This is a genomic window from Streptomyces sp. NPDC039465, from assembly GCF_055639315.1.
This window is the reverse complement of record NZ_JBVKAP010000007.1, coordinates 373493-393466: the sequence shown is the minus strand read 5'-3', so window position 1 is coordinate 393466 and position 19974 is coordinate 373493. Positions and strand designations below refer to the sequence as shown.

At 72.3% G+C, this 19974-nt stretch carries 18 protein-coding genes; 8 read left to right on the top strand and 10 right to left on the bottom strand.

All coding sequences use genetic code 11. The features are described from left to right. The first annotated feature begins 62 nt into the window (after window positions 1-62). Together ACZ7LT_RS24595 and ACZ7LT_RS24590 are read left to right on the top strand one after the other, a co-directional pair. Window positions 63-1031: an ATP-binding cassette domain-containing protein gene (locus ACZ7LT_RS24595; protein ID WP_471238248.1), complete on the top strand. Its 969-nt coding sequence runs from the start codon at window positions 63-65 to the stop codon at window positions 1029-1031. After that, entirely contained in the window at window positions 1031-1855 is an 825-nt protein-coding gene (locus tag ACZ7LT_RS24590; RefSeq protein ID WP_471238247.1) for an ABC transporter permease, read from the top strand. Before ACZ7LT_RS24595 ends, ACZ7LT_RS24590 begins: the two co-directional genes overlap by 1 nt. A gap of 67 nt (window positions 1856-1922) precedes the next feature. Here ACZ7LT_RS24590 and ACZ7LT_RS24585 read toward each other — a convergent pair whose 3' ends face one another. The 8 genes from ACZ7LT_RS24585 to ACZ7LT_RS24550 all read right to left on the bottom strand — a co-directional run bounded on the left by ACZ7LT_RS24585 (window position 1923) and on the right by ACZ7LT_RS24550 (window position 9242). Continuing rightward, window positions 1923-2579 (bottom strand): DUF4360 domain-containing protein, encoded by a 657-nt coding sequence (locus ACZ7LT_RS24585; protein WP_471238246.1) that lies wholly within the window; start codon window positions 2577-2579, stop codon window positions 1923-1925. 290 nt (window positions 2580-2869) lie between these two features. Beyond that, window positions 2870-3988 (bottom strand): phosphoserine transaminase, encoded by a 1119-nt coding sequence (serC, locus tag ACZ7LT_RS24580; RefSeq protein ID WP_471238245.1) that lies wholly within the window; start codon window positions 3986-3988, stop codon window positions 2870-2872. 107 nt (window positions 3989-4095) lie between these two features. Beyond that, window positions 4096-5319: a cytochrome P450 family protein gene (locus ACZ7LT_RS24575; RefSeq protein ID WP_471238244.1), complete on the bottom strand. Its 1224-nt coding sequence runs from the start codon at window positions 5317-5319 to the stop codon at window positions 4096-4098. Continuing rightward, window positions 5316-6536, bottom strand: a complete 1221-nt coding sequence (locus tag ACZ7LT_RS24570; protein ID WP_471238243.1) for a cytochrome P450 — start codon at window positions 6534-6536, stop codon at window positions 5316-5318. Before ACZ7LT_RS24570 ends, ACZ7LT_RS24575 begins: the two co-directional genes overlap by 4 nt. After that, a complete protein-coding gene (locus ACZ7LT_RS24565) occupies window positions 6533-7126 on the bottom strand; it encodes a GTP-binding protein (RefSeq protein ID WP_471238242.1) in 594 nt (197 codons plus the stop codon). Before ACZ7LT_RS24565 ends, ACZ7LT_RS24570 begins: the two co-directional genes overlap by 4 nt. Continuing rightward, window positions 7107-7475 carry a DUF742 domain-containing protein gene (locus ACZ7LT_RS24560; RefSeq protein ID WP_471238241.1) on the bottom strand — a complete coding sequence of 123 codons (369 nt, stop codon included), beginning with the start codon at window positions 7473-7475 and terminating at the stop codon, window positions 7107-7109. The genes ACZ7LT_RS24565 and ACZ7LT_RS24560 overlap by 20 nt, the downstream gene beginning before the upstream one ends. Before the next feature lie 7 nt (window positions 7476-7482). Next, entirely contained in the window at window positions 7483-7902 is a 420-nt protein-coding gene (locus ACZ7LT_RS24555) for a roadblock/LC7 domain-containing protein (protein WP_471238240.1), read from the bottom strand. Next, entirely contained in the window at window positions 7899-9242 is a 1344-nt protein-coding gene (locus ACZ7LT_RS24550; RefSeq protein WP_471238239.1) for a sensor histidine kinase, read from the bottom strand. Before ACZ7LT_RS24550 ends, ACZ7LT_RS24555 begins: the two co-directional genes overlap by 4 nt. A gap of 194 nt (window positions 9243-9436) precedes the next feature. Here ACZ7LT_RS24550 and ACZ7LT_RS24545 point away from each other — a divergent pair, with 194 nt between their 5' ends. Further along, window positions 9437-12241: an FAD-binding and (Fe-S)-binding domain-containing protein gene (locus ACZ7LT_RS24545; RefSeq protein WP_471238238.1), complete on the top strand. Its 2805-nt coding sequence runs from the start codon at window positions 9437-9439 to the stop codon at window positions 12239-12241. Window positions 12242-12310: 69 nt separating this feature from the next. Continuing rightward, the gene (locus ACZ7LT_RS24540) at window positions 12311-13249 is read left to right on the top strand and encodes an EamA family transporter (RefSeq protein ID WP_471238237.1); all 939 of its coding nucleotides are present in this window, start codon (window positions 12311-12313) and stop codon (window positions 13247-13249) included. Window positions 13250-13267: 18 nt separating this feature from the next. Here the strand turns inward: ACZ7LT_RS24540 and ACZ7LT_RS24535 are convergent, their stop codons facing one another. Together ACZ7LT_RS24535 and ACZ7LT_RS24530 are read right to left on the bottom strand one after the other, a co-directional pair. Then, the gene (locus tag ACZ7LT_RS24535; protein WP_471238236.1) at window positions 13268-13849 is read right to left on the bottom strand and encodes an HD domain-containing protein; all 582 of its coding nucleotides are present in this window, start codon (window positions 13847-13849) and stop codon (window positions 13268-13270) included. 13 nt (window positions 13850-13862) lie between these two features. Continuing rightward, on the bottom strand, window positions 13863-14981 hold the full coding sequence (locus tag ACZ7LT_RS24530; RefSeq protein ID WP_471238235.1) for a helix-turn-helix domain-containing protein: 1119 nt from the start codon (window positions 14979-14981) through the stop codon (window positions 13863-13865). A 121-nt stretch (window positions 14982-15102) separates the two neighbouring features. On the opposite strand from ACZ7LT_RS24530, the gene ACZ7LT_RS24525 reads away from it, so the two are divergent. The 4 genes from ACZ7LT_RS24525 (at window position 15103) to ACZ7LT_RS24510 (ending at window position 19972) form a co-directional block, all read left to right on the top strand. Beyond that, window positions 15103-15765: a recombinase family protein gene (locus ACZ7LT_RS24525; protein ID WP_471238234.1), complete on the top strand. Its 663-nt coding sequence runs from the start codon at window positions 15103-15105 to the stop codon at window positions 15763-15765. A gap of 132 nt (window positions 15766-15897) precedes the next feature. Beyond that, the gene (locus ACZ7LT_RS24520) at window positions 15898-16692 is read left to right on the top strand and encodes a TIGR03084 family metal-binding protein (RefSeq protein ID WP_471238233.1); all 795 of its coding nucleotides are present in this window, start codon (window positions 15898-15900) and stop codon (window positions 16690-16692) included. Beyond that, window positions 16689-18368 carry an acyclic terpene utilization AtuA family protein gene (locus ACZ7LT_RS24515; protein WP_471238232.1) on the top strand — a complete coding sequence of 560 codons (1680 nt, stop codon included), beginning with the start codon at window positions 16689-16691 and terminating at the stop codon, window positions 18366-18368. The genes ACZ7LT_RS24520 and ACZ7LT_RS24515 overlap by 4 nt, the downstream gene beginning before the upstream one ends. Continuing rightward, window positions 18365-19972, top strand: a complete 1608-nt coding sequence (locus tag ACZ7LT_RS24510; RefSeq protein WP_471238231.1) for an acyl-CoA carboxylase subunit beta — start codon at window positions 18365-18367, stop codon at window positions 19970-19972. Before ACZ7LT_RS24515 ends, ACZ7LT_RS24510 begins: the two co-directional genes overlap by 4 nt. Window positions 19973-19974 lie beyond the last annotated feature (2 nt).

The window sequence follows — 19974 nt, the reverse complement described above, 5'->3', positions numbered from 1 at the left end:
AACTGAGTACACCGTACCCATATCAAGGTACGGTGTACTCAGTTTCTCTGAGTGGAGGCACCATGCATGACCACGCGGTCCTCGCCGAGGGCCTGCGCAAGCGCTACGGCGGCCGGAAGAACACCGACGCCGTGGCCGCTCTCGACGGTTTCGATCTCGCCGTACGCTCCGGAACCGTCCACGGCCTGCTCGGCCCCAACGGCGCCGGAAAGACCACCGCCGTCCGCGTCCTGGCCACCCTGCTCCGCCACGACGGCGGCCGCGCCCTGGTCGCCGGCATCGACGTGGCCCGCGACCCCAGGGCCGTACGCCGCCGCATCGGGCTCGCCGGGCAGAACGCCGCCGTCGACGGACAGCTCACCGGACGGCAGAACCTCGACCTGTTCGGGCGGCTCTTCCACCTCGGCGCCCGCGGCGCCGCCCGGCGCGCCGCCGAACTCCTGGAGAAGTTCGACCTGGTGGACGCCGCCGACCGCGGCGTGCGCGAGTACAGCGGCGGCATGCGGCGCCGGCTCGACCTCGCCGCGTCGATGATCCTCGCCCCCGACGTGCTCTTCCTCGACGAGCCGACGACAGGACTCGACCCCCGCTCCCGGGGCGAGGTGTGGGACACCGTGCGGGCGTTGGTGGCCGGTGGCACGACGGTCCTGCTGACGACGCAGTACCTGGACGAGGCCGACCGGCTCGCCTCCCGCATCACCGTCGTCGACCACGGCCGGGCCATCGCCGACGACACCCCCGACGGGCTGAAGAACACCGTCGGCGCGGACCGGATCGAGGTCGTGGTCGCCGAAGCGGCCGACCTGCCCGCCGCCGTCAAGGCCGTCGCGCGGGTCGCCAACACCGAGCCCGGGACGGACGACGCCGAACGGCGCGTGCACGCGCCCGTCGACGACCGGGTGGCCGCCCTCACCGACGTGGCACGCACACTGCGGGACTCGGGGATCACGGTCGAGGACATCGGACTGCGCAGGCCGAGCCTGGACGACGTGTTCCTGCACCTGACCGGACACCGGACGGAGGCCGCCTGATGAGCACCGCCGAACTGACCGCGCCCCAGCGGAGGGGCCGGGCCTACTGGGCCGTCGCCGACTGCCTCTCGGTCGTACGCCGCACGATGCTCCACTACCGCCGCCAGCCCGTTGCGATCGTGTGGCGCCTCGGCTTCCCGATCGTCTCCGTCCTGCTGTACGGATTCGTCTTCGGCAGCGCCATGCGCGTACCGGGCGGCGGGGACTACAAGGAGTTCCTGATGCCGGGCATGTTCGCCATGACCATGGCCTTCGGCCTCATGAACACCGCCATCGCCGTCGTGACCGACGCCGGCAAGGGCGTCATCGACCGCTTCCGGTCCATGCCGATGGCCCCTTCGGCGGTCTCCTCCGGCCAGGGCGTCGCCGACCTCGTCGTGGCCGCGGCCGAACTCGCCCTGCTCGCCGCCACCGCCCTCGCCATCGGCTGGCGCTCCGACGGCGGCCTCATCGCCACCGTCACCGCCTTCGGGCTGCTGCTGTTCCTGCGCTTCAGCCTCATCTGGGTGGGCGTCTGGTGCGGTCTCGTCCTGCCGAACGCGGAGGCCGCGGGCGCGCTGTACGCGGTGATCTTCCCGCTCACCATGGTCTCCAGCGTCTATGTCTCGCCGACGCTGATGCCCGGCTGGCTGGCGCCCGTGGCCGCCTGGAACCCGGTGTCGTCGACCGTCACCGCGACCCGTGAGCTGTTCGGCAACCCGGGCGCGGGCGGCGGAAGCTGGGTCGAGCAGAACGCGGTTCTGATGGCCGTGGTCTGGCCGCTAATGATCACGGCGGTGTTCCTGCCGCTGGCGGTACGCCGGTTCCAGCGGCTCAGCAAGTGACACGGAAGCGGGGGCGGGTGGGCCCACGAGGGAAGAGCGGGCCCACCCGCACCCGGGCTCGTACGGCCTACGCCGGGCACTCCTTCCAGGCGAGCCGGTAGACGGTGTTGATCTCACCGTCCGTCGAGTCCATCGTGATGAAGCTGTTCACCTTCGCAGGGTCGGAGGACCCGGCGTTCACCCGCAGCTCGGTGTTGATGTTGAAGTTCCGTTTCACCCCGCACGGCGCCCACACCAGCTGCGCCCAGTCGGTCGTGTCGGTGGCCTGCCAGTTGGTGTCGAGGGGGCCGCTGTAGTGGTGGTTCCTGGCGGCCGTGTCCGGTGAACCCTGGAAGTAGTACGACGCCTTCTGCACCGCGCTCGCCCCGCGCGCCAGATGGGCGAAGCCGCGGTAGTCGGCGCTGGCGACGGCGTAGGTGAAGCCCTGCGGCACATGGACGATCAGATTGAGCTGGCAGTTCTTGCGGAAGTCGGTCGGCTTGGAGCCGGGGCCCACCTGCGCCAGATAGTCGCTGTAGGTGACGGTGAAGGCGGTGTTGTCGGGCGCGACGGCGACGGCCGCGGTGCCGGCCGGGCAGCCGGAGCCGTTCACCGTCGCGATCTCGATGACGATCTTGTCCGGAGGCGCGATGATCCGCGCGGTCGCCGGGGAGGCCGGCAGGGCGACGAGCGTCGAGGCGAGCGCCACGGTCGTGGCCGCGCCGGTGAGCAGTGCACCGGGCATGATGCTCCGATCGTTGTGTCGGTGGCCTTGCGGACATGTGGGGAGTCCAGCCGAACGACATGTTCAGCGGCCGACAGTTGAGGCCTGAACATGCCAACGTGACCGGTCCGGGCAGGTGCGATGCACCGGATCGCCAGTGATGCTAGGGACCACCTGGGCCGTGCGGTACGGCGGTTATCGGTCGCGCCCAGGACGGCCGAAAGAGGTCAGGACGGCCGGAAGGGGCCCCGCGCACCCGGTGCGCGAGACCCCTTCCGAAGGAGAGCGAGGTGGTGACGGCTTCCCTGTGGTTACAGCTTCTCGATGACGTAGTCCACGCAGGCCGTCAGCGCCTCGACGTCCGCCGGGTCGATCGCCGGGAACATCGCGATCCGCAGCTGGTTGCGGCCCAGCTTGCGGTACGGCTCGGTGTCCACGATGCCGTTGGCGCGCAGCGTCTTGGCCACCGCCGCCGCGTCGATGCCGTCCGCGAAGTCGATCGTGCCGATGACCTGCGAGCGCTTGGCCGGGTCGGTGACGAACGGCGTCGCGTACGACGACTTCTCCGCCCACGTGTACAGCCGCGACGAGGAGTCCGCCGTACGCGCGGTCGACCAGGCGAGACCGCCCTGGCCGTTGATCCACTTCAGCTGCTCGTTGAGCAGGAACAGCGTGGCCAGCGCCGGGGTGTTGTACGTCTGGTTCTTGAGCGAGTTGTCGATCGCCGTCGGCAGGCTGAAGAACTCAGGGATGTGCCGGCCCGACTCGTGGATCTTCTTCGCCCGCTCCAGCGCCGCCGGAGAGAAGGCGGCCAGCCACAGACCGCCGTCCGAGGCGAAGGACTTCTGCGGCGCGAAGTAGTAGACGTCGGTCTCGGTGATGTCGACCGGCAGACCGCCCGCGCCGGAGGTCGCGTCGACCAGCACCAGCGCGCCCTCGTCGGCGCCCGCGACCCGCTTCAGCGGGGCGGCGACACCGGTGGAGGTCTCGTTGTGCGTGAAGGCGTACACGTCGACGCCCGCCTCGGCGACCGGCTCGGGGTGCGTGCCCGGCTCGGAGGAGATCACCGACGGGTCGGCCAGCCACGGCGCGGCCTTGGCGGCCTTGGCGAACTTGGACGAGAACTCGCCGAAGTTCAGGTGCTGCGACTTCGTCTCGATCAGACCGTGGGTCGCGATGTCCCAGAAGGCGGTGGAGCCGCCGTTGCCGAGGATCACCTCGTAGCCCTCGGGCAGCGAGAAGAGGTCACGCACTCCGGCACGTACCTCGCCGACCAGGTTCTTGACCGGGGCCTGGCGGTGGGACGTGCCGAGCAGGGAGGTTCCGGTGGCCGCGAGGGCGTCCAGCGCCTCCGTACGCACCTTGGAGGGGCCCGCGCCGAAACGGCCGTCGGCGGGCTTGATGTCAGCGGGAATCTGGATCTCAGCCACGAGCGCGAGCGTAGTCCCTCCCGACAGGTGCCGGCCGCCGCCGTCCGCCCGATGAGACAGGGAGATGAGACAGGACGGTGCGACGGCCGGACACCTGACCGCGCCGGTCAGCGCAGGTGGACGGGGAGCTCCGCGAGATCGTTCTGGGTGACCACCGGCCTGCGGCGCAGCTTCTCGGCGGGCACCGCGAGCCGCAGCCCGGGGAAGCGCGCATACAGGGCGGGCAGCGCCACACCCGCCTCCAGACGGGACAGCGCCGCCCCCGGGCACACATGCGGCCCGTGCCCGAAGGAGATGTGCCGGTTCTCGGACGTACGGGTCACGTCGAAGACTCCGGCGCTCGGCCCGTGCGCCCGCTCGTCGCGGCCGATCGCCCCGTACGACACGATCAGCGCTTCACCCTGGGGGAGGACCTTCTCGCCGACCTGGACGTCCTCGGTGGCGAACCGGATCAGGACGTGCGAGGTCGGGGTGGAATAGCGCAGGGTCTCCTCCACCACCGCGTCCCAGCCCACCGCCCCGGAGCGGACCAGCGCGAGCTGCTCCGGATGGGTGGACAGATTCACCACCGCGTTGACGATCAGGGAGATCGTCGTCTCGTGACCGGCCGCCACCATCAGCTGGAGGGTGGAGACGATCTCCTCGTCGGTGAGCCGGTCGCCGCCGTCGGAGGCCAGGATCAGCGCGCTGGTCAGATCGTCGCCGGGCTCGGCGCGCCGGGCCGCGACGACCTTGCCCATCAGGGCGGCGAGCTCGCCGAGCGTGGCGAGGACCTCCGCCGGGGGCGTCTGGGTGGAGAAGAACTTGTCGAAGAGGACCTTGAGCCGGGGGTGGTCGGCCGGATCGAGACCCATGAGGTCGCTGATGACGTACATGGGCAGCGGGTAGGCGAACGCGGCCTTCAGGTCGACGGCGTCCCCGGCGGCCGCCCCCGCCGGCGTGTCCGCCCCGTCCAGCGCGTCCAGCAGGCCGTCCGTCAGCTCGGTGATCCGCTCCCGCATGAGCTCCACCCGGCGCGGGGTGAGCGCCTGCGCGACCAGGGTGCGCAGCCGGCGGTGGTCCTCGCCGTCGACGGTGAGCATGGACCGGCCGGGGTTGGCCAGACCGATCAGGGGCCAGTCGGGGGCTATCTCGCCGCGCTGCCAGGCACCCCACTGCCCGATGTCCTTCACGAGCCGCTTGTCGGTGAGGAGGCGGCGGGCCTCGGCGTGGTGCGTGACGGCGTAGCAGCGCACGCCGCCGGGCAGCTCCACCTCGGCGAGCGGGCCGGCGGCGCGCAGGGCGGCGCTCTCGGCGTCGAGGTCGGTGACGAACGGGTCGAGGGAGATCACGCGGGGCCTCCGATGGCGGGGGTGGGCGAGAACGTCACCGGCAGCTCCGTCAGCCCGCGCAGCCAGGGTGAGGGGCGGCGGGTGAGGGCCTCGGCGGGCACGGCGAGATCGACGTCGGGCAGCCGGTCGAGGAGGACCTCGATGCCCGTACGGGCGATGACCTCGGCGATCTCCTGGGCCGGGAAGGGGCAGCGGTGCTCGCCGTGCCCGAAGGAGAAGAAGGCGCTGTTGCCGCCGGTGAGGGTGGAGTTGTCGATGTGGACCTGCGGGTCGGAGTTGGCCGCGGCGATGCCGAGCAGCAGCAGGTCGCCCGCCTTGATGTGGTGGCCGCCCAGGCGGGTGTCGCGGGCGGCCCACCGCCCGGCCACGTTCTGGGTCGGGGTGTCCGCCCACAGCACTTCGTTCATCGCCTCGCCGACGCTGTGCCGCCCGCCGGACAGGGAGGCGGCGAACCGGTCGTCGGTGAGCATCAGCCGCAGCGAGTTGCCGATCCAGTCGGCGGTGGGCTGGTGCCCGGCGGCCATCATCACCATCAGGTCCTGGGCGATCTCGTCGACGCTGAAACCGGAGGTGTCCGCCAGCATCCGGGAGACCACGTCCTCGCCGGGCTCGGCCTGCTTGGCCGCGATGAGTTCGTACATCGATCCGGCCAGGTGCTGCTGCCCGGCGAGCGCGTGCTCCCGGCCGTCGATCATGTGGTTCATGGCGGTGACCAGGCCCGGCCCCCGGTCGTCGGGGAAGCCGTAGATCCTCGCCAGGACGCGTACGGGCAGCAGCATGGCGTACGCGCCGACGAGGTCGGTGCGGCCCGTGCCGCAGAACCCGTCGATGAGGGCGTCCGCGAACGTCTCGGCGTGGCGGCGCAGGGCGAACGGGTCGACGGCCTCCAGGGCGTGGCCGACCATGTGGGCGCGCTGCCGGTGCCGCTCGCCGACGGTGTAGAGGATCGACGCCTGCTTGCGGCCGATCATCGGGAGCAGCGGCCAGTCGTCGGGGATGCGGTCCCACTGGTTCCACAGGTCGGAGTCGCGGCTGAAGAGCACCGGGTCGCTGGTGACCTGGTGCAGCTCGCGGTAGTCGAGGACCAGCCAGGCGGGCACGTCGCCGTCGAGGACGACGGGGCAGACGGCTCCGTGGTCGCGGCGCATCTCCCGGTACAGCTCGGCGGGTTCGGTCTGGAACCGGGGCCCGGAGAGGGGGACGGGCGGCACGCTCATGCGGGAGGCTCCTGGGAGAGTTTCTGAAGGTGCTCGAGCAGGGTGATGAGGACGTACTTGCTGGAGGAGCGGTCCCGGGCGTCGCACTCCACCAGCGGCACCTCCTCGGGCAGGTCGAGCGCCTCGCGGATCTGGGCCTCGGTGTGGACGGGTCCGCCGAAGTCGTTGCAGGCCACGATGAACGGCGTGCCGTGGTGCTCCAGCCGGTCGATGGCGTACCACGAGTCGGCCAGGCGGCGGGTGTCGACGAGGACGACCGCGCCGAGCGTGCCGGCGAAGAGCCGGTCCCACAGGAACCAGAAGCGTTCCTGCCCGGGTGCGCCGAAGAGGTAGAGGACGTTGCGCGCGTCCAGGGTGATCCGGCCGAAGTCGAACGCCACCGTGGTGGCGGTCTTGGACCCCACCGCGCTGATGTCGTCGACCTCCTCGCCGGCGCGGGTCATCGTCTCCTCGGTGTTCAGCGGGCGGATCTCGCTGACCGAGCGGACGAGCGTGGTCTTGCCGACACCGAACCCGCCCACGACGACGATCTTGAGACCGTTGTCGGCGGTCGCCCGCAGGGCGGGCCGGTCAGAGGTTGCGGAGTCCAACGAGCACCTGTTCCAGGAGGTCGGGGTCGGGGAGGCAGTAGCCGCCGCGGGCCGTACGGGGATGGCGGGCGGCGATCCGGCCCGTACCGAGCAGGTCGGACAGCAGGATCCGCACGATGCTCACCGGCAGGGCGAGCTCCGCGGCGATCTCCACGACCGCCGTGGGGCGCCGGCACATCCGCAGGATCGCGGTGTGCTCGGACTGCATGCCCGCCACCGGCTCGGACTCGGCGACGACCAGGGTGACCAGGTCGAACGGGCTGTCCGGGCCGGAGCGGGAGCGGCCGCCGGTGAGGGTGTAGAGCCGGTCCGGTAACTCGTCCCTGGGGTTCCTCGGCGCGCGGCTCACGGGCGGCTCACGGGGTCCTGGGCTCGGCGGCGAGGTGTTCCCCGAGCTGTTCGACGAGTTCGCTCATGTTGTGCCCGATCAGGCCGACGTCGGAGTCCTCGTCGGCGACGACCGCCAGATGGGCCCCGTCACCGGCCTCCACGATGAGCAGGACACCGCCGTAGAACTCGGCCATCGCGGAGCGTACGCCGCCGGTGCCGTCGCCGAACTCCACGGACGCGCCGTGCGAGAGGCTCTGGATGCCGGCGGCGATCGCGGCCAGCTGGTCGGCCTGGTCGACGGAGAGCTCGGGCGTGCGGCAGAGCTTGAGGCCGTCCCGGGACAGGACGAGGGCGTGGCGGGCGCCGGGGGTGCGCTTGAGCAGGCCCTCCAGGAGCCAGTTGAGCTGCTCGACGGCGGTGCTGGTGGCGGCGGTGGTGCCGGTCATTCGGATGAGCTGCCTTCCGTGGGGATGTTCCGTACTGCCTGGCGGAAGCTGCTGAAGCGGGCCGCCCGGGTCTGCGGGTCGGCGGGGGCGGTGGGTGCGGCCTTGGGCCGTGGGGCGGTGTCGGGGTGGGCGGCGGCGAGGGTGCGGCCGCGGCGGCGCTTGGGCAGGCCGCTCTCCCCGAGCTCGATGCCGGGGGCGGAGGCGTGCTGAGGCTGGGCGGTGGGGGGTTCGGGGGTGCGCTCGTGGGCCTCCGGTGCGGCGGTGGTGGCCGCGGGCAGGGCGGGCGCCTCGGGCTCCGGGGCCGTACGGGCCTGTGGGGTGCGGGTGATCAGCTCCTGCGGGAGCATCACCAGCGCGCCGGTGCCACCGCGCGCGGAGGGCCGGAAGGAGACGGTCAGTCCGTGCTTGCGGGCCAGCCGGCCCACGACCGCGAGGCCGAGGCGGGTGCCGGAGAGGCCGGTGAGGTCGCCGCCCTGGGCGCTCACGGCCCGTTCGGCGCGGCGCAGTTGCACCTCGCTCATCACGAGCCCGCTGTCCTCGATGGTGACGACGACCCCGGCCGGGACCTCCTCGACGTACACATGGACCTCGGCGGTGGGCGGCGAGAACGTCGTGGCGTTGTCGAGGAGTTCGGCGAGCGCGTGCATGACACCCTCGGCCGCGTGCCCGGCGATGGCGACGTCGCTGGTGGAGTGGAGCCGTACCCGCTGATAGCCGCTGATCCGGCCCATCGCCCCGCGCAGGATCGACTCCATCACGATCGGCCGGGCCCAGCGGCGGCCCGAACGGGCCCCGGTGAGGACGGCGATGGAGTCGGCGAGCCGGCCGGCCTGGGCGGTGCGGTGGTCGAGGTGGAGGAGGTCGGTGAGGACGTCCTCGTCGCTGTGCCGGTGCTCCATCTCGCGCAGATCGGCGAGCATGCTGGTGGCCATCGCCTGCATCCGGCCGGCGGCGTTGGCGCAGGAGGCCACGGCGGCGGCGCGCAGCGTCTCGCTGCGGGCGGCCTCGGCGCGGGCCTCGGCGACGGAGCGGGCGGCCTCGGCGCGCACCTCGGCGACGGTGCGGCTGGTCTCGGCGGTGACCCGGAGGGTCTCGGCGTTGGCGTACTGCGCCTGGGACAGCAGCGCGGCGTTGTGGCGGCGCAGCCGTCGGGTGGTGTCGGCGGCGTACGCGAGGAGGGCCGCGGCGGCGGTGAGCAAGGCGGCCGCGCCGCCGCCGCCCCAGGCGATCGGGGTCCGCACGGTGTCGGGAGCGACGGAGACGGCTCCCGCGCACAGGAGGCCGGTGACGGCCGCCGAGATCAGCAGGGCCGGCCAGACGGGCCGGAGGGAGGAGCGCAAATCGTCCGTCCTCTGGAAGGTGAGTGCCTCTGGAAGATGGGTAACAGGAGCCGTCGATTCCCGATCAATTCGTGGTCACTATAGGAGAATTGACGATCACTGTGGGAAGCGGTTGTGACCTTTTTCTATGGTCGGAATCACGACACGGGCGGCGGCCACACCGGCCGCCCACGGCCGTTGGCATGCTGAACCCCATGGCGCAGCAGCGGAACACCCACACCGGGGACCTGGCACGGGCCCTGCGCACCGCCGTACGCGGCGACGTCGACTTCGGAGCCGCCGCCCGCGCGCTGACGACCATGGACGCTTCCAACTACCGCCGCGTCCCCCTCGGCGTCGTCGCCCCCCGCGACGCCGACGACCTCGCCGCCGCCCTCGCCGTCTGCCGCGACCACGACACCCCCGTCGTCCCCCGCGGCGCGGGCACCTCCATCGCCGGACAGGCCACCGGCACCGGAGTCGTCCTCGACCTCACCCGCCACATGGCCGCCGTCCTCGCCCTCGACCCGGACAGCCGCACCGCCGTCGTCCAGCCCGGAGTCGTCCTCGACACCCTCCGCGCCGCCGCCCGCCCCCACGGCCTCACCTTCGGCCCCGACCCCTCCACCCACAGCCGCTGCACCCTCGGCGGCATGATCGGCAACAACGCCTGCGGCGCCCACACCGTCGCCTGGGGCACCACCGCCGACAACATCGCCGCACTCGCCGTCACCACCTACGGCGGCGCGCGCCTGCGCCTCGGCCCCGGCTGGGCCGGCGCCCCCGAAGGCCTGCGCGACCTCGTCGACTCACACCTCGCCCTGCTGCGCACCGGCTACCCCCAGGGCCTGCCGCGCCGGATCTCCGGGTATGCCCTCGACGCCCTCCTGCCCGAACACGGCGCCGACACCGCCCGCGCCTTCTGCGGCAGCGAAGGGACCTGGGGCGTGGTCACCGAGGCGGTCGTACGGCTCGTCGAGACACCGCCCGCCCGCGCCCTCGCCGTCCTCGGCCACGCGGACGAGAGCGCCGCCGCCGAGGCCGCCGCCGGCCTGCTGCCGTACGGGCCGCTCACCGTCGAAGGCATGGCCCAGGACCTCGTACCCCACGCCACCGGCCTGCCACGGGGCGGCGCCTGGCTCTTCGTCGAGACCGGCGGCGCGACCCCGGCCGAAGCACACGCCCACGCCACCCGGCTGATCCGCGCCTCCGACGCCCTCGACGCCGCGATCGTCACCGACCCCGCCGCCCAGCGAACCCTGTGGCGCATCAGGGAGGACGCCGCCGGCACGGCGACCCGGATGCCCGACGGCACCGAAGCCTGGCCCGGCTGGGAGGACTGCGCCGTACCCCCCGCCGTCCTCGGCCCCTACCTGCGCGCCTTCCGCGCCCTGCTCGGCGAGTACGGCCTGCGCGGCGCCCCCTACGGCCACTTCGGCGACGGCTGCGTCCACGTCCGGATCGACTTCGACCTGCTGAGCGCGAGCGGCGTGGCACGCTTCCGTGCCTTCTCCCACGACCTCGCCGACCTCGTCGTCGCCCACGGCGGATCCCTCTCCGGCGAACACGGCGACGGGCAGGCCCGCGCCGAACTGCTGCCGAAGATGTACGGGCCCGACCTCGTCCAGCTCTTCGGCCGCGCCAAGGACGTGTGGGACCCGGCGGGCGGCCTCAACCCCGGCATGCTCGTGCGCCCCCACTCCCTCACCGACAACCTCCGCTTCGCCGTCCTGCCCCGCGAACCGGTCCCCGGCACCGCCTTCGCCTACCCCGGCGACGGCGGCAACTTCGCGGGCGCGGTCCGCCGCTGCGTCGGCGTCGCCAAATGCCGTGTCGCCGGGCCCAGTTCTGGTCCCGAGGTGATGTGCCCGTCCTTCCGGGCGACCGGCGAGGAACAGCACTCGACCCGGGGGCGGGCCCGGCTGCTCCACGAGATGCTCGCCGGAGAGATCGTCACGGACGGCTGGCGTTCCGAGGAGGTCCACGAGGCGCTGGACCTGTGCCTGTCGTGCAAGGGATGCCGCCGCGACTGCCCGGTCGGCGTCGACATGGCCACGTACAAGGCCGAATTCCTCCACCACTACTACGCGGGCCGCCGCCGCCCCGCCTCCCACCTGGTCATGGGCCGCCTGCCGCAGTGGCTGCGGGCGGCCGCGCCCCTGGCCCGGCCGCTGAACGCGGCGGCCAGGCAAGGCCCGCTGGCGGCCCTGGCCAAACGCCTGGCCGGTATCGCCCCTGAGCGCGACCTGCCCCGGCTCGCCCCGCGGACCTTCACCAGCTGGTTCGCGGCGCGCCCCCAGGCGCCCGGGACGCCGGGTCCCCTCCTGTGGCCCGACACGTTCACCAACCACCTGTCGCCCGAGGTCGGCAGGGCCGCCGTCCATGTCCTTGAGGCCGCCGGGACCGGCGTAAGCCTCCCGCCCGGCCGCGTCTGCTGCGGACTTACCTACGTCTCCACCGGCCAGCTCGACCGCGCCCGTACGGTCATGCGCCGCACCCTGGACACCCTCGGCCCCCACCTCGGCCGCCCGGTCGTCGTCCTCGAACCCTCCTGCGCGGCGGCCCTGCGCACCGACCTCCCGGAGTTGCTCGCCGACGACCCCCGCGCCCACCGGCTCGCCGCCTCCGTCCGCACCTTCGCCCAGGCCCTGGAGGAGTACGCCCCCGACTGGGCCCCGCCCCGCCTCGACCGCCCGGTCGCCGGCCAGACCCACTGCCACCAGCACGCCGTCCTCGGCGACGCCGCCGAGCGCCGACTGCGGGAGAAGGCGGGTCTGACGGGCGAGCTGAGCGGCGGCTGCTGCGGCCTCGCCGGCAACTTCGGCTTCGAACGCGGCCACTACGAGATCTCCGTGCGCTGCGCCGAGGACCAGCTCCTGCCGGCCGTACGGTCCGCCCCGCCGGACGCGGTGCTCCTCGCCGACGGCTTCTCCTGCCGCACCCAGCTCCAGGACCTCGGTCCCTACCGGGCCCGCCACCTGGCAGAGATGCTGGCAGAGGGGCTGGACGCCCCGGAGTGAAGCCCCACGGGGAGTGCAGTATCTTGGATCGACGGTGCATTGCATTGAACTGATCTTGGGAGTACTTCGGTGACGGTCGACGACTCGCGTACCGCGGCGGCGGTCACCACCGCCGCCCCCGGCCCGGCAGGCGGCCGCCCCGCGCACAGCACCCTCGGCTCCGGCACCCTCGGCTCCGTCACGCTCGTCGTCGCCGGCGGCCTCTCCGTACAGTTCGGCTCCGCCGTCGCCGTCCTCCTCATGCCCCGTGCGGGCGCCCTCGGCGTCGTCACCCTCCGGCTCGTCCTCGCCGCCCTCGTCCTCCTCCTCGTCTGCCGCCCCAAGGTGCGCGGATACACCCGCGCCGACTGGAGCACCGTCGTCGTCTTCGGCGCCGTCATGGCCGCGATGAACGTCTTCATCTACCAGGCCGTCGACCGCATCCCCCTCGGCGCCGCCGTCACCCTCGAAGTCCTCGGCCCGCTCGCCCTCTCCGTCCTCGCCTCCCGCCGACTGATCAACTTCCTGTGGGCCGGCCTCGCCCTCGGCGGCGTCGTCCTGCTCAGCGGCGGCGGCTTCGACCGGCTCGACCCCGTCGGCGCCGCCTTCGCGCTGGCCGCCGGCGCCATGTGGGCCACGTACATCGTCTTCAGCGCCCGCACTGGCCGCCGCTTCCCGCAGGCCGATGGCCTCGCCCTCGCCATGGCCGTCGGAGCCGTCCTCACCGTCCCGCTCGGCATCCTCGACGCCGGCGCCAAGCTGACCGTGCCCAGCACGATCGGGCTCGGCCTCGCGGTCGCGCTGCTCTCCTCCGTCCTGCCCTACACCCTCGAACTCCTCGCCCTGCGCCGCCTGCCCGCCCCCACCTTCGCCATCCTGATGAGCCTGGAACCCGCCATCGCCGCCGCCGCCGGATTCCTCGTCCTCCACCAGGCCCTGTCCGTGACCGACGCACTCGCCATCGCCCTGGTCATCGCGGCCAGCATGGGCGCCGTCCGCACCCAGGTGAAGCGCACGTCGGCGAAGTGACCGCCGGGGAGTCCGGGGTCAGTCCCGCTTCTCGCCCAGGGCTGCGCGCAGCCAGTCCAGGCTTCCGTGTTCCAGCAGCTCGTCGGCAAGGCGGCGGGCGGTTTCGGTGACGAGGCGGCCCCGGCTGTTGTCGATCCAACGCTGAGCGTTCTCGTAGCCCTGCGCCTTGTACTCGATGCCCTGCAGCATGCACTCCAGCTTGTCGGCATCCCGGGCGCAGACCGCCTCGGGAGACTCCTTCGCCTCGTACTCGGCGATCAGGTTCCGCACCGTGGAAGCCAGCCCTTCCGGCATGCCTGCCGTCTGGTCCGCGGTCACCTCCCGCGGATCGGCCGTGGGCGAGTATTTCCTCCCCAGGTAGTTCACATCCCCGGTACGGGTCTCCTGGGAGTCGTGCCAGACCGCGAGAAACGCCGCTCGTGCGGGGTCGGCGCCTTCGAGTTCGGCGATGATCGACGCGATCAGCGAGGTACGCCACGAATGCTCGGCGACGCTCTCCGGGTCGCGGACCCCAGCCATCCACCAGCCGGTGCGCCTGGTCTGCTTCAGCGTCCCCGCTTCGTACAGGAAGTTCGCCACCGCGGACAGGTCGTCAGCCACCGTCCGTCTCCTCTCACGCCTCGGCGAGGCGGATCGCGTACCGGATGCTCTCCAGCTCGCGGCGCGTGCGCGCCGACAGCTCGGAGCTATCCAACATCACGGGGAGACGGCCGCGTAGGGCGCGGCGTGCGGGAGCCGTCAGCTGGAGCAGGTTCGGCCGGGCGGCGATCAACGTCCAGAGAGTGTGCACGTTGAGGTCGAAGAACCCGTGCTGCGGCTTCAGTCCTCGGACCAGGTGGTGCATGAGCTTGTCGCCCTGCCAAGGCCCGGGATGCGGCGACGCGATGAAGTCGTCGGACAGTTCGACGTGGGGTGCCTCGCCGATCCAATACGCCCAGTAGTTCAGATTGGCCACTTCGCTTGCCTGATCCTCGTCGAGTGTGGCGCTGATGAAGTGCCGCATCCGGTCCCGGTCTCCCTGCCGGGCCGCAACGGCGGCGACGGAGCGGGCGTTGAGCCAGGTGGTGAGCCAGTCGTCCGGGCGTCCCGTTCGCTGATGGTGGGCCAGCCACTCGCCGGTGTCGGGCGCGGTGTCGTACCCCGCCAAGTAGAGGGCCTGGCGGCGGAGCAGGAATCGATCGGGACCACAGGAGTGCTCCACCGTGCGCCTCATGTGCGCGAAGAAGCGCCGACGGTCCGACTCCGGCAGTTCAGGCCCCTTGGGCACCGGTCCTCGGCGTGGCCGTGGTGGTTCCGGCAGCTGCCGCAGAGCCGTGGGCGGAACCCCGCTGAGAGGCCAGGCGAGCACCTCGACGAGATCGCGCTGCATCACCCATGCGCCGATCGGGTTGTTGTCCGTGGGTGTTCCCTCGGCGAGGGAGCTGGTGAGGAGCACATCAGTCTCCAAGGCCCGTTCAAGGGAGAGGAGCAGCGCGGGTGACGCACCCAGTCGCAGCAGCCTGTGGCGACAGGCCGCCACTTGGCCGACGGGTACGGCCGTGAGCGCGCGGCGACCGGACTCCCAGCCCGCGACGGTGTCGGAGGTGACGTGCAGGTGCTCGGCGAGAGCGTCTTGCGTGTGGCCGAGTTGCTCGCGGATGAGGCGGAAGACATAGCCGGAAACGATGCCGCGACGACCGCGTGAGGCCGATCCCTGACCGTCGGTCGGGGTGGGGCGCGGATTGCTTGGCATGGCATCCCCCTGGACCGTGGAACGGGTCGATCACCCGTACCCGTGGTCACTTCAAGCAGCGGTCCCAGCTTTCTACCGTCGTACTGCGTGACGACTTGCCACTCAGCGTAATGGAGGAAGCATGGCTGTGGACGACGTTGCACAGACGCCTTCGAGGGGTTCTGACTCGGGTGCCGGAGTGGGGAGGAAACCGCGTGCCTTCATCTACGACCGGCACGCCACACCGACCACCGCGGTCCTCGATCTCCGCATCGACCGGTGCCGCGCCCGCGCGGTCGGCCGCGGGTGGGAACTCGCCGGCATCTGGGTCGACTTGGGTGACGATGCCCTTGGCGACCATCGTCCCCAGTTCGACGCCTTGTGTCTGGCCATGAGGCAGGCCGAAGGGCCCAAGGTGTGCCTTGTGGACACCTTCGACCGGCTCAGCAGGGCCGCCGATCGCCAGGCGGGCATGCGTCGCGCGGTGGGATTGGCGGGCGGGTATTGCGAGACGGTCAATGGCGAGATCGACGGGGCTCGCGGGGGGACGCGGGGGTTGGCGACAGGCAAGCAGCCGACGAGCGCGGCCCAGGCTGCCTTCGGGCCGGGGGCAGGGCAAGGGGCCGCGGACTCCCGGGCATGCGATCGGTGCGGCGCGACAGAGACCTTGCGGGTCGTCGGTGTTCGAGACGGCCGGGATGTCCTTGCCTGCCGCAGTCATGCGGCCGCGCTCGCCGCTGAGCCCTCCGACGTTCTGGCCGCGCTGGCTTGGTACCAGAGCCAGCGAGGCGCCCGCCGCCTCTGACCACCCGTACCTCTGTCCCCGGCTGGCCGCGCCGGGAATTGTGGCCAGAAGTAAAGCAAGCATGCTTGCTTGTTTCCTTGGGCGCTGCCATGCTCCTCGGCACACACCGCCGTGTCCCGAGGGGAGCGCACCGTGTCCGACCCTGCCGTCGTCCTCGACGACCTGCGCAGCGAGAGCGAGGAACTCGACCAGCTGGTCGGGCAGCTGAGCCGGGAACGGTGGGCCACCCCCACCCCCGCCCCACGCTGGACCGTCGCCCACCAGATCGCCCACCTCGCCTGGACCGACCGCGCCGCGCTCCTCGCCGTCACCGATGCCGAGGGCTTCGCCGTCGAGACCCGGAAGGCGCTCGCCGCGCCCGAGCGGTTCGTCGACGAGGGCGCCGAGGAGGGGGCCTCGCTGCCGCCCGGTGAGCTGCTCGCGCGGTGGCGGAAGGGGCGTGAGCAGCTCCAGGACGCCCTGCGCGCCGCCCCGCCCGGCACCCGCTTCCCCTGGTACGGCCCGCCCATGAGCGCCGCCGCCATGGCCACCGCCCGCCTCATGGAGACCTGGGCCCACGGCCAGGACATCGCCGACGCCCTCGGTGCCGTACGCCAGCCGACCGCCCGGCTGCGCCACGTCGCCTGGATCGGCGTACGCGCCCGCGACTACGCCTACCTCGTACGCGGCCTGCCCGCGCCCACCGCACCCTTCCGAGTCGAACTCACCCCACCCGACGGAACGGGCCTGTGGACATACGGCCCCGAGGACGCCCCGCAGAAGATCACCGGCCCCGCCCTCGACTTCTGCCTCCTGGTCACCCAGCGCGCCCACCGCGACGACCTCGCCCTGCGCGCCGAAGGACGCGACGCCGACACCTGGCTCTCCATCGCCCAGGCCTTCGCCGGCCCGGCCGGCCCCGGACGCGCCCCGAAGGGAGCCGCATGAGCCTCCTGCGGATCGGGAACGCCTCCGGCTTCTACGGCGACCGCTTCGACGCCGTCCGCGAGATGCTCACCGGCGGCCGGCTCGACGTCCTCACCGGCGACTACCTCGCCGAACTCACCCTCCTCATCCTCGGCCGCGACCAGCTCAAGGACCCCGCCACCGGCTACGCCAAAACCTTCCTGCGGCAGATGGAGGAAGGCCTCGGCCTCGCCCACGAACGCGGCGTCAGAATCGTCACCAACGCCGGCGGGCTCAACCCCGCCGCCCTCGCCGACGCCCTGCGCGCCCTCGCCGCCCGCCTCGGCGTCCCCGTCCGCATCGCCCACGTCGAAGGCGACCGGCTGCCCGCCCCGGACGGGGTCCTCAGCGCCAACGCCTACCTCGGCGGCGGCGGGATCGCCGCCGCCCTCGCCGCCGGAGCCGACGTCGTCGTCACCGGCCGGGTCACCGACGCCGCGCTCGTCACCGGCCCCGCCCAGTGGTGGCACGGCTGGGGCCCCGAGGCGTACGACCAGCTCGCCGGCGCGGTCGTCGCCGGACACGTCCTGGAGTGCGGCACCCAGGCCACCGGCGGCAACTACGCCTTCTTCACCGGCCACGACGTCCGCCGCCCCGGCTTCCCGCTCGCCGAGATCCACGCCGACGGCAGCAGCGTCATCACCAAACACGACGGCACGGGCGGCCTCGTCGACACCGGCACCGTCACCGCGCAACTGCTGTACGAGACGGGCCCCGCGCGGTACGCCGGGCCCGACGTCACCGCCCGCCTCGACACCGTACGGCTCACCCAGGACGGGCCCGACCGGGTCAGGATCGACGGCGTACGCGGCGAAGCCCCGCCGCCCACCCTCAAGGCCGGGTTCAACCGCCTCGGCGGCTTCCGCAACGAAGTCGTCTTCGTCCTCACCGGCCTCGACATCGACGCCAAGGCCGCCCTCGTCCAAGGCCAGATCGAGGACGCCTTCGCCCGCGGCGCCTCCCGCCCGGCCGAGGTGCGCTGGGAACTCGCCCGGACCGACCGCGCCGACGCCGACACCGAGGAGACCGCCAGCGCCCTGCTCCGGCTCGTCGTGCGCGACCAGGACCCCGAGACGGTGGGACGCACCCTCAGCGGCGCGGCCGTCGAACTGGCCCTCGGCTCCTACCCCGGCTTCCACGTCACCGCCCCGCCCGGCAAGGGCGCGCCCTACGGCGTCTTCGAGGCCCGGTACGTGGACCGCTCGGCGGTCACCCACCTCGCCGTCCTCCCGGACGGGCGACGCGAACCGGTCCCCGAGCCGGTGCGCGTGCGCGAACTGGAGCCCGTACCGGAGCCCGGTCTGCCGCCGCCGCTGCCCGCCGGGCCCCTGCGGCGGGTCCCGCTCGGGCGGGTCGTGGGGGCGCGCAGCGGGGACAAGGGTGGGGACGCGAACGTGGGGGTGTGGGCGCGGACGGATGACGGCTGGCGGTGGCTCGCGAACGAACTGACAGTCGACCGACTCTGTCATCTGTTGCCTGAAATCCGTCAGCTGTCGGTCGTCCGACACGTACTGCCCAACCTCCGCGCCCTGAACTTCGTCATCACCGGCCTTCTCGGCGAGGGCGTCGCCTCCCAGGCCCGCTTCGACCCCCAGGCCAAGGCCCTCGGCGAGTGGCTGCGCGCCCGCGAACTCGACGTACCGGAGGTTCTCCTGTGACCGTGCTCGCCTCGGCCCTCGACACCGGCGGCGCCGACTACGCCGCCCACCGGGCCGCCCTCCTCGACAAACTGGCCGCGCTGGAAGCCGAACACGCCAAGGCGCTCGCCGGCGGCGGTGAGAAGTACACCGCCCGGCACCACGCCCGCGGCAAGCTTCTCGCCCGTGAGCGGATCGAACTGCTCCTCGACCCCGACACCCCGTTCCTGGAGCTGTCGCCGCTCGCCGCCTGGGGCAGCGCCTCCCCCGAGTACACAGTCGGCGCGTCGCTCGTCACCGGCATCGGTGTGGTGGAAGGCGTCGAGTGCCTGATCACCGCCAACGATCCGACCGTCCGCGGCGGCGCCTCCAACCCGTGGACGCTGAAGAAGGCGCTGCGCGCCAACGAGATCGCGTACGCCAACCGCCTCCCGGTGATCTCCCTCGTCGAGTCGGGCGGGGCCGATCTGCCGTCCCAGAAGGAGATCTTCATCCCGGGCGGGGCGCTCTTCCGCGACCTGACCCGGCTGTCCGCCGCCGGGATCCCCACGATCGCGGTCGTCTTCGGCAACTCCACGGCCGGTGGTGCGTACGTCCCCGGCATGTCCGACCACACCGTGATGATCGAGGAGCGGTCGAAGGTCTTTCTCGGCGGTCCGCCGCTGGTGAAGATGGCGACGGGGGAGGAGAGCGACGACGAGTCCCTCGGCGGCGCGCGGATGCACGCACACGTGTCCGGTCTCGCCGACCACTACGCCGTCGACGAGGCCGACGCGCTGCGCCAGGCCCGCCGGATCGTCGCCCGGCTCAACCACCGCAAGGCACACCCCGATCCGGGGCCCGCGCAGCCGCCGAAGTACGACGCGGAGGAGCTGCTGGGGATCGTGCCGGGGGATCTGCGGACGCCGTTCGATCCGCGTGAGGTGATCGCCCGGATCGTGGACGGTTCGGACTTCGACGAGTTCAAGGCGGCGTACGGGCCGAGTCTGGTGACGGGCTGGGCGTCGCTGCACGGCTATCCGGTCGGGATCCTGGCCAACGCGCAGGGCGTGCTGTTCAGCGCGGAGTCGCAGAAGGCCGCGCAGTTCATCCAGCTCGCCAACCAGCGGGACATTCCGCTGCTGTTCCTGCACAACACCACCGGCTACATGGTCGGCAAGGAGTACGAGCAGGGCGGCATCATCAAGCACGGCGCGATGATGATCAACGCGGTGGCCAATTCGAAGGTCCCGCATCTGTCGGTCCTGCTGGGCGCGAGCTACGGCGCCGGTCACTACGGCATGTGCGGCCGGGCCTACGACCCCCGTTTCCTCTTCGCCTGGCCCAGCGCCAAGTCGGCGGTGATGGGCCCGCAGCAGCTGGCCGGGGTGCTGTCGATCGTCGCCCGGGCGTCCGCGCAGGCCAAGGGGCAGCCGTACGACGAGGAGGCGGACGCCGGGCTGCGGGCGATGGTGGAGCAGCAGATCGAGTCCGAGTCACTGCCGATGTTCCTGTCGGGGCGGTTGTACGACGACGGGGTCATCGACCCCCGGGACACCCGCACGGTCCTCGGGCTGTGTCTGTCGGCGATCCACACGGCACCGGTCGAGGGCGCGCGGGGCGGCTTCGGCGTCTTCCGGATGTGAGG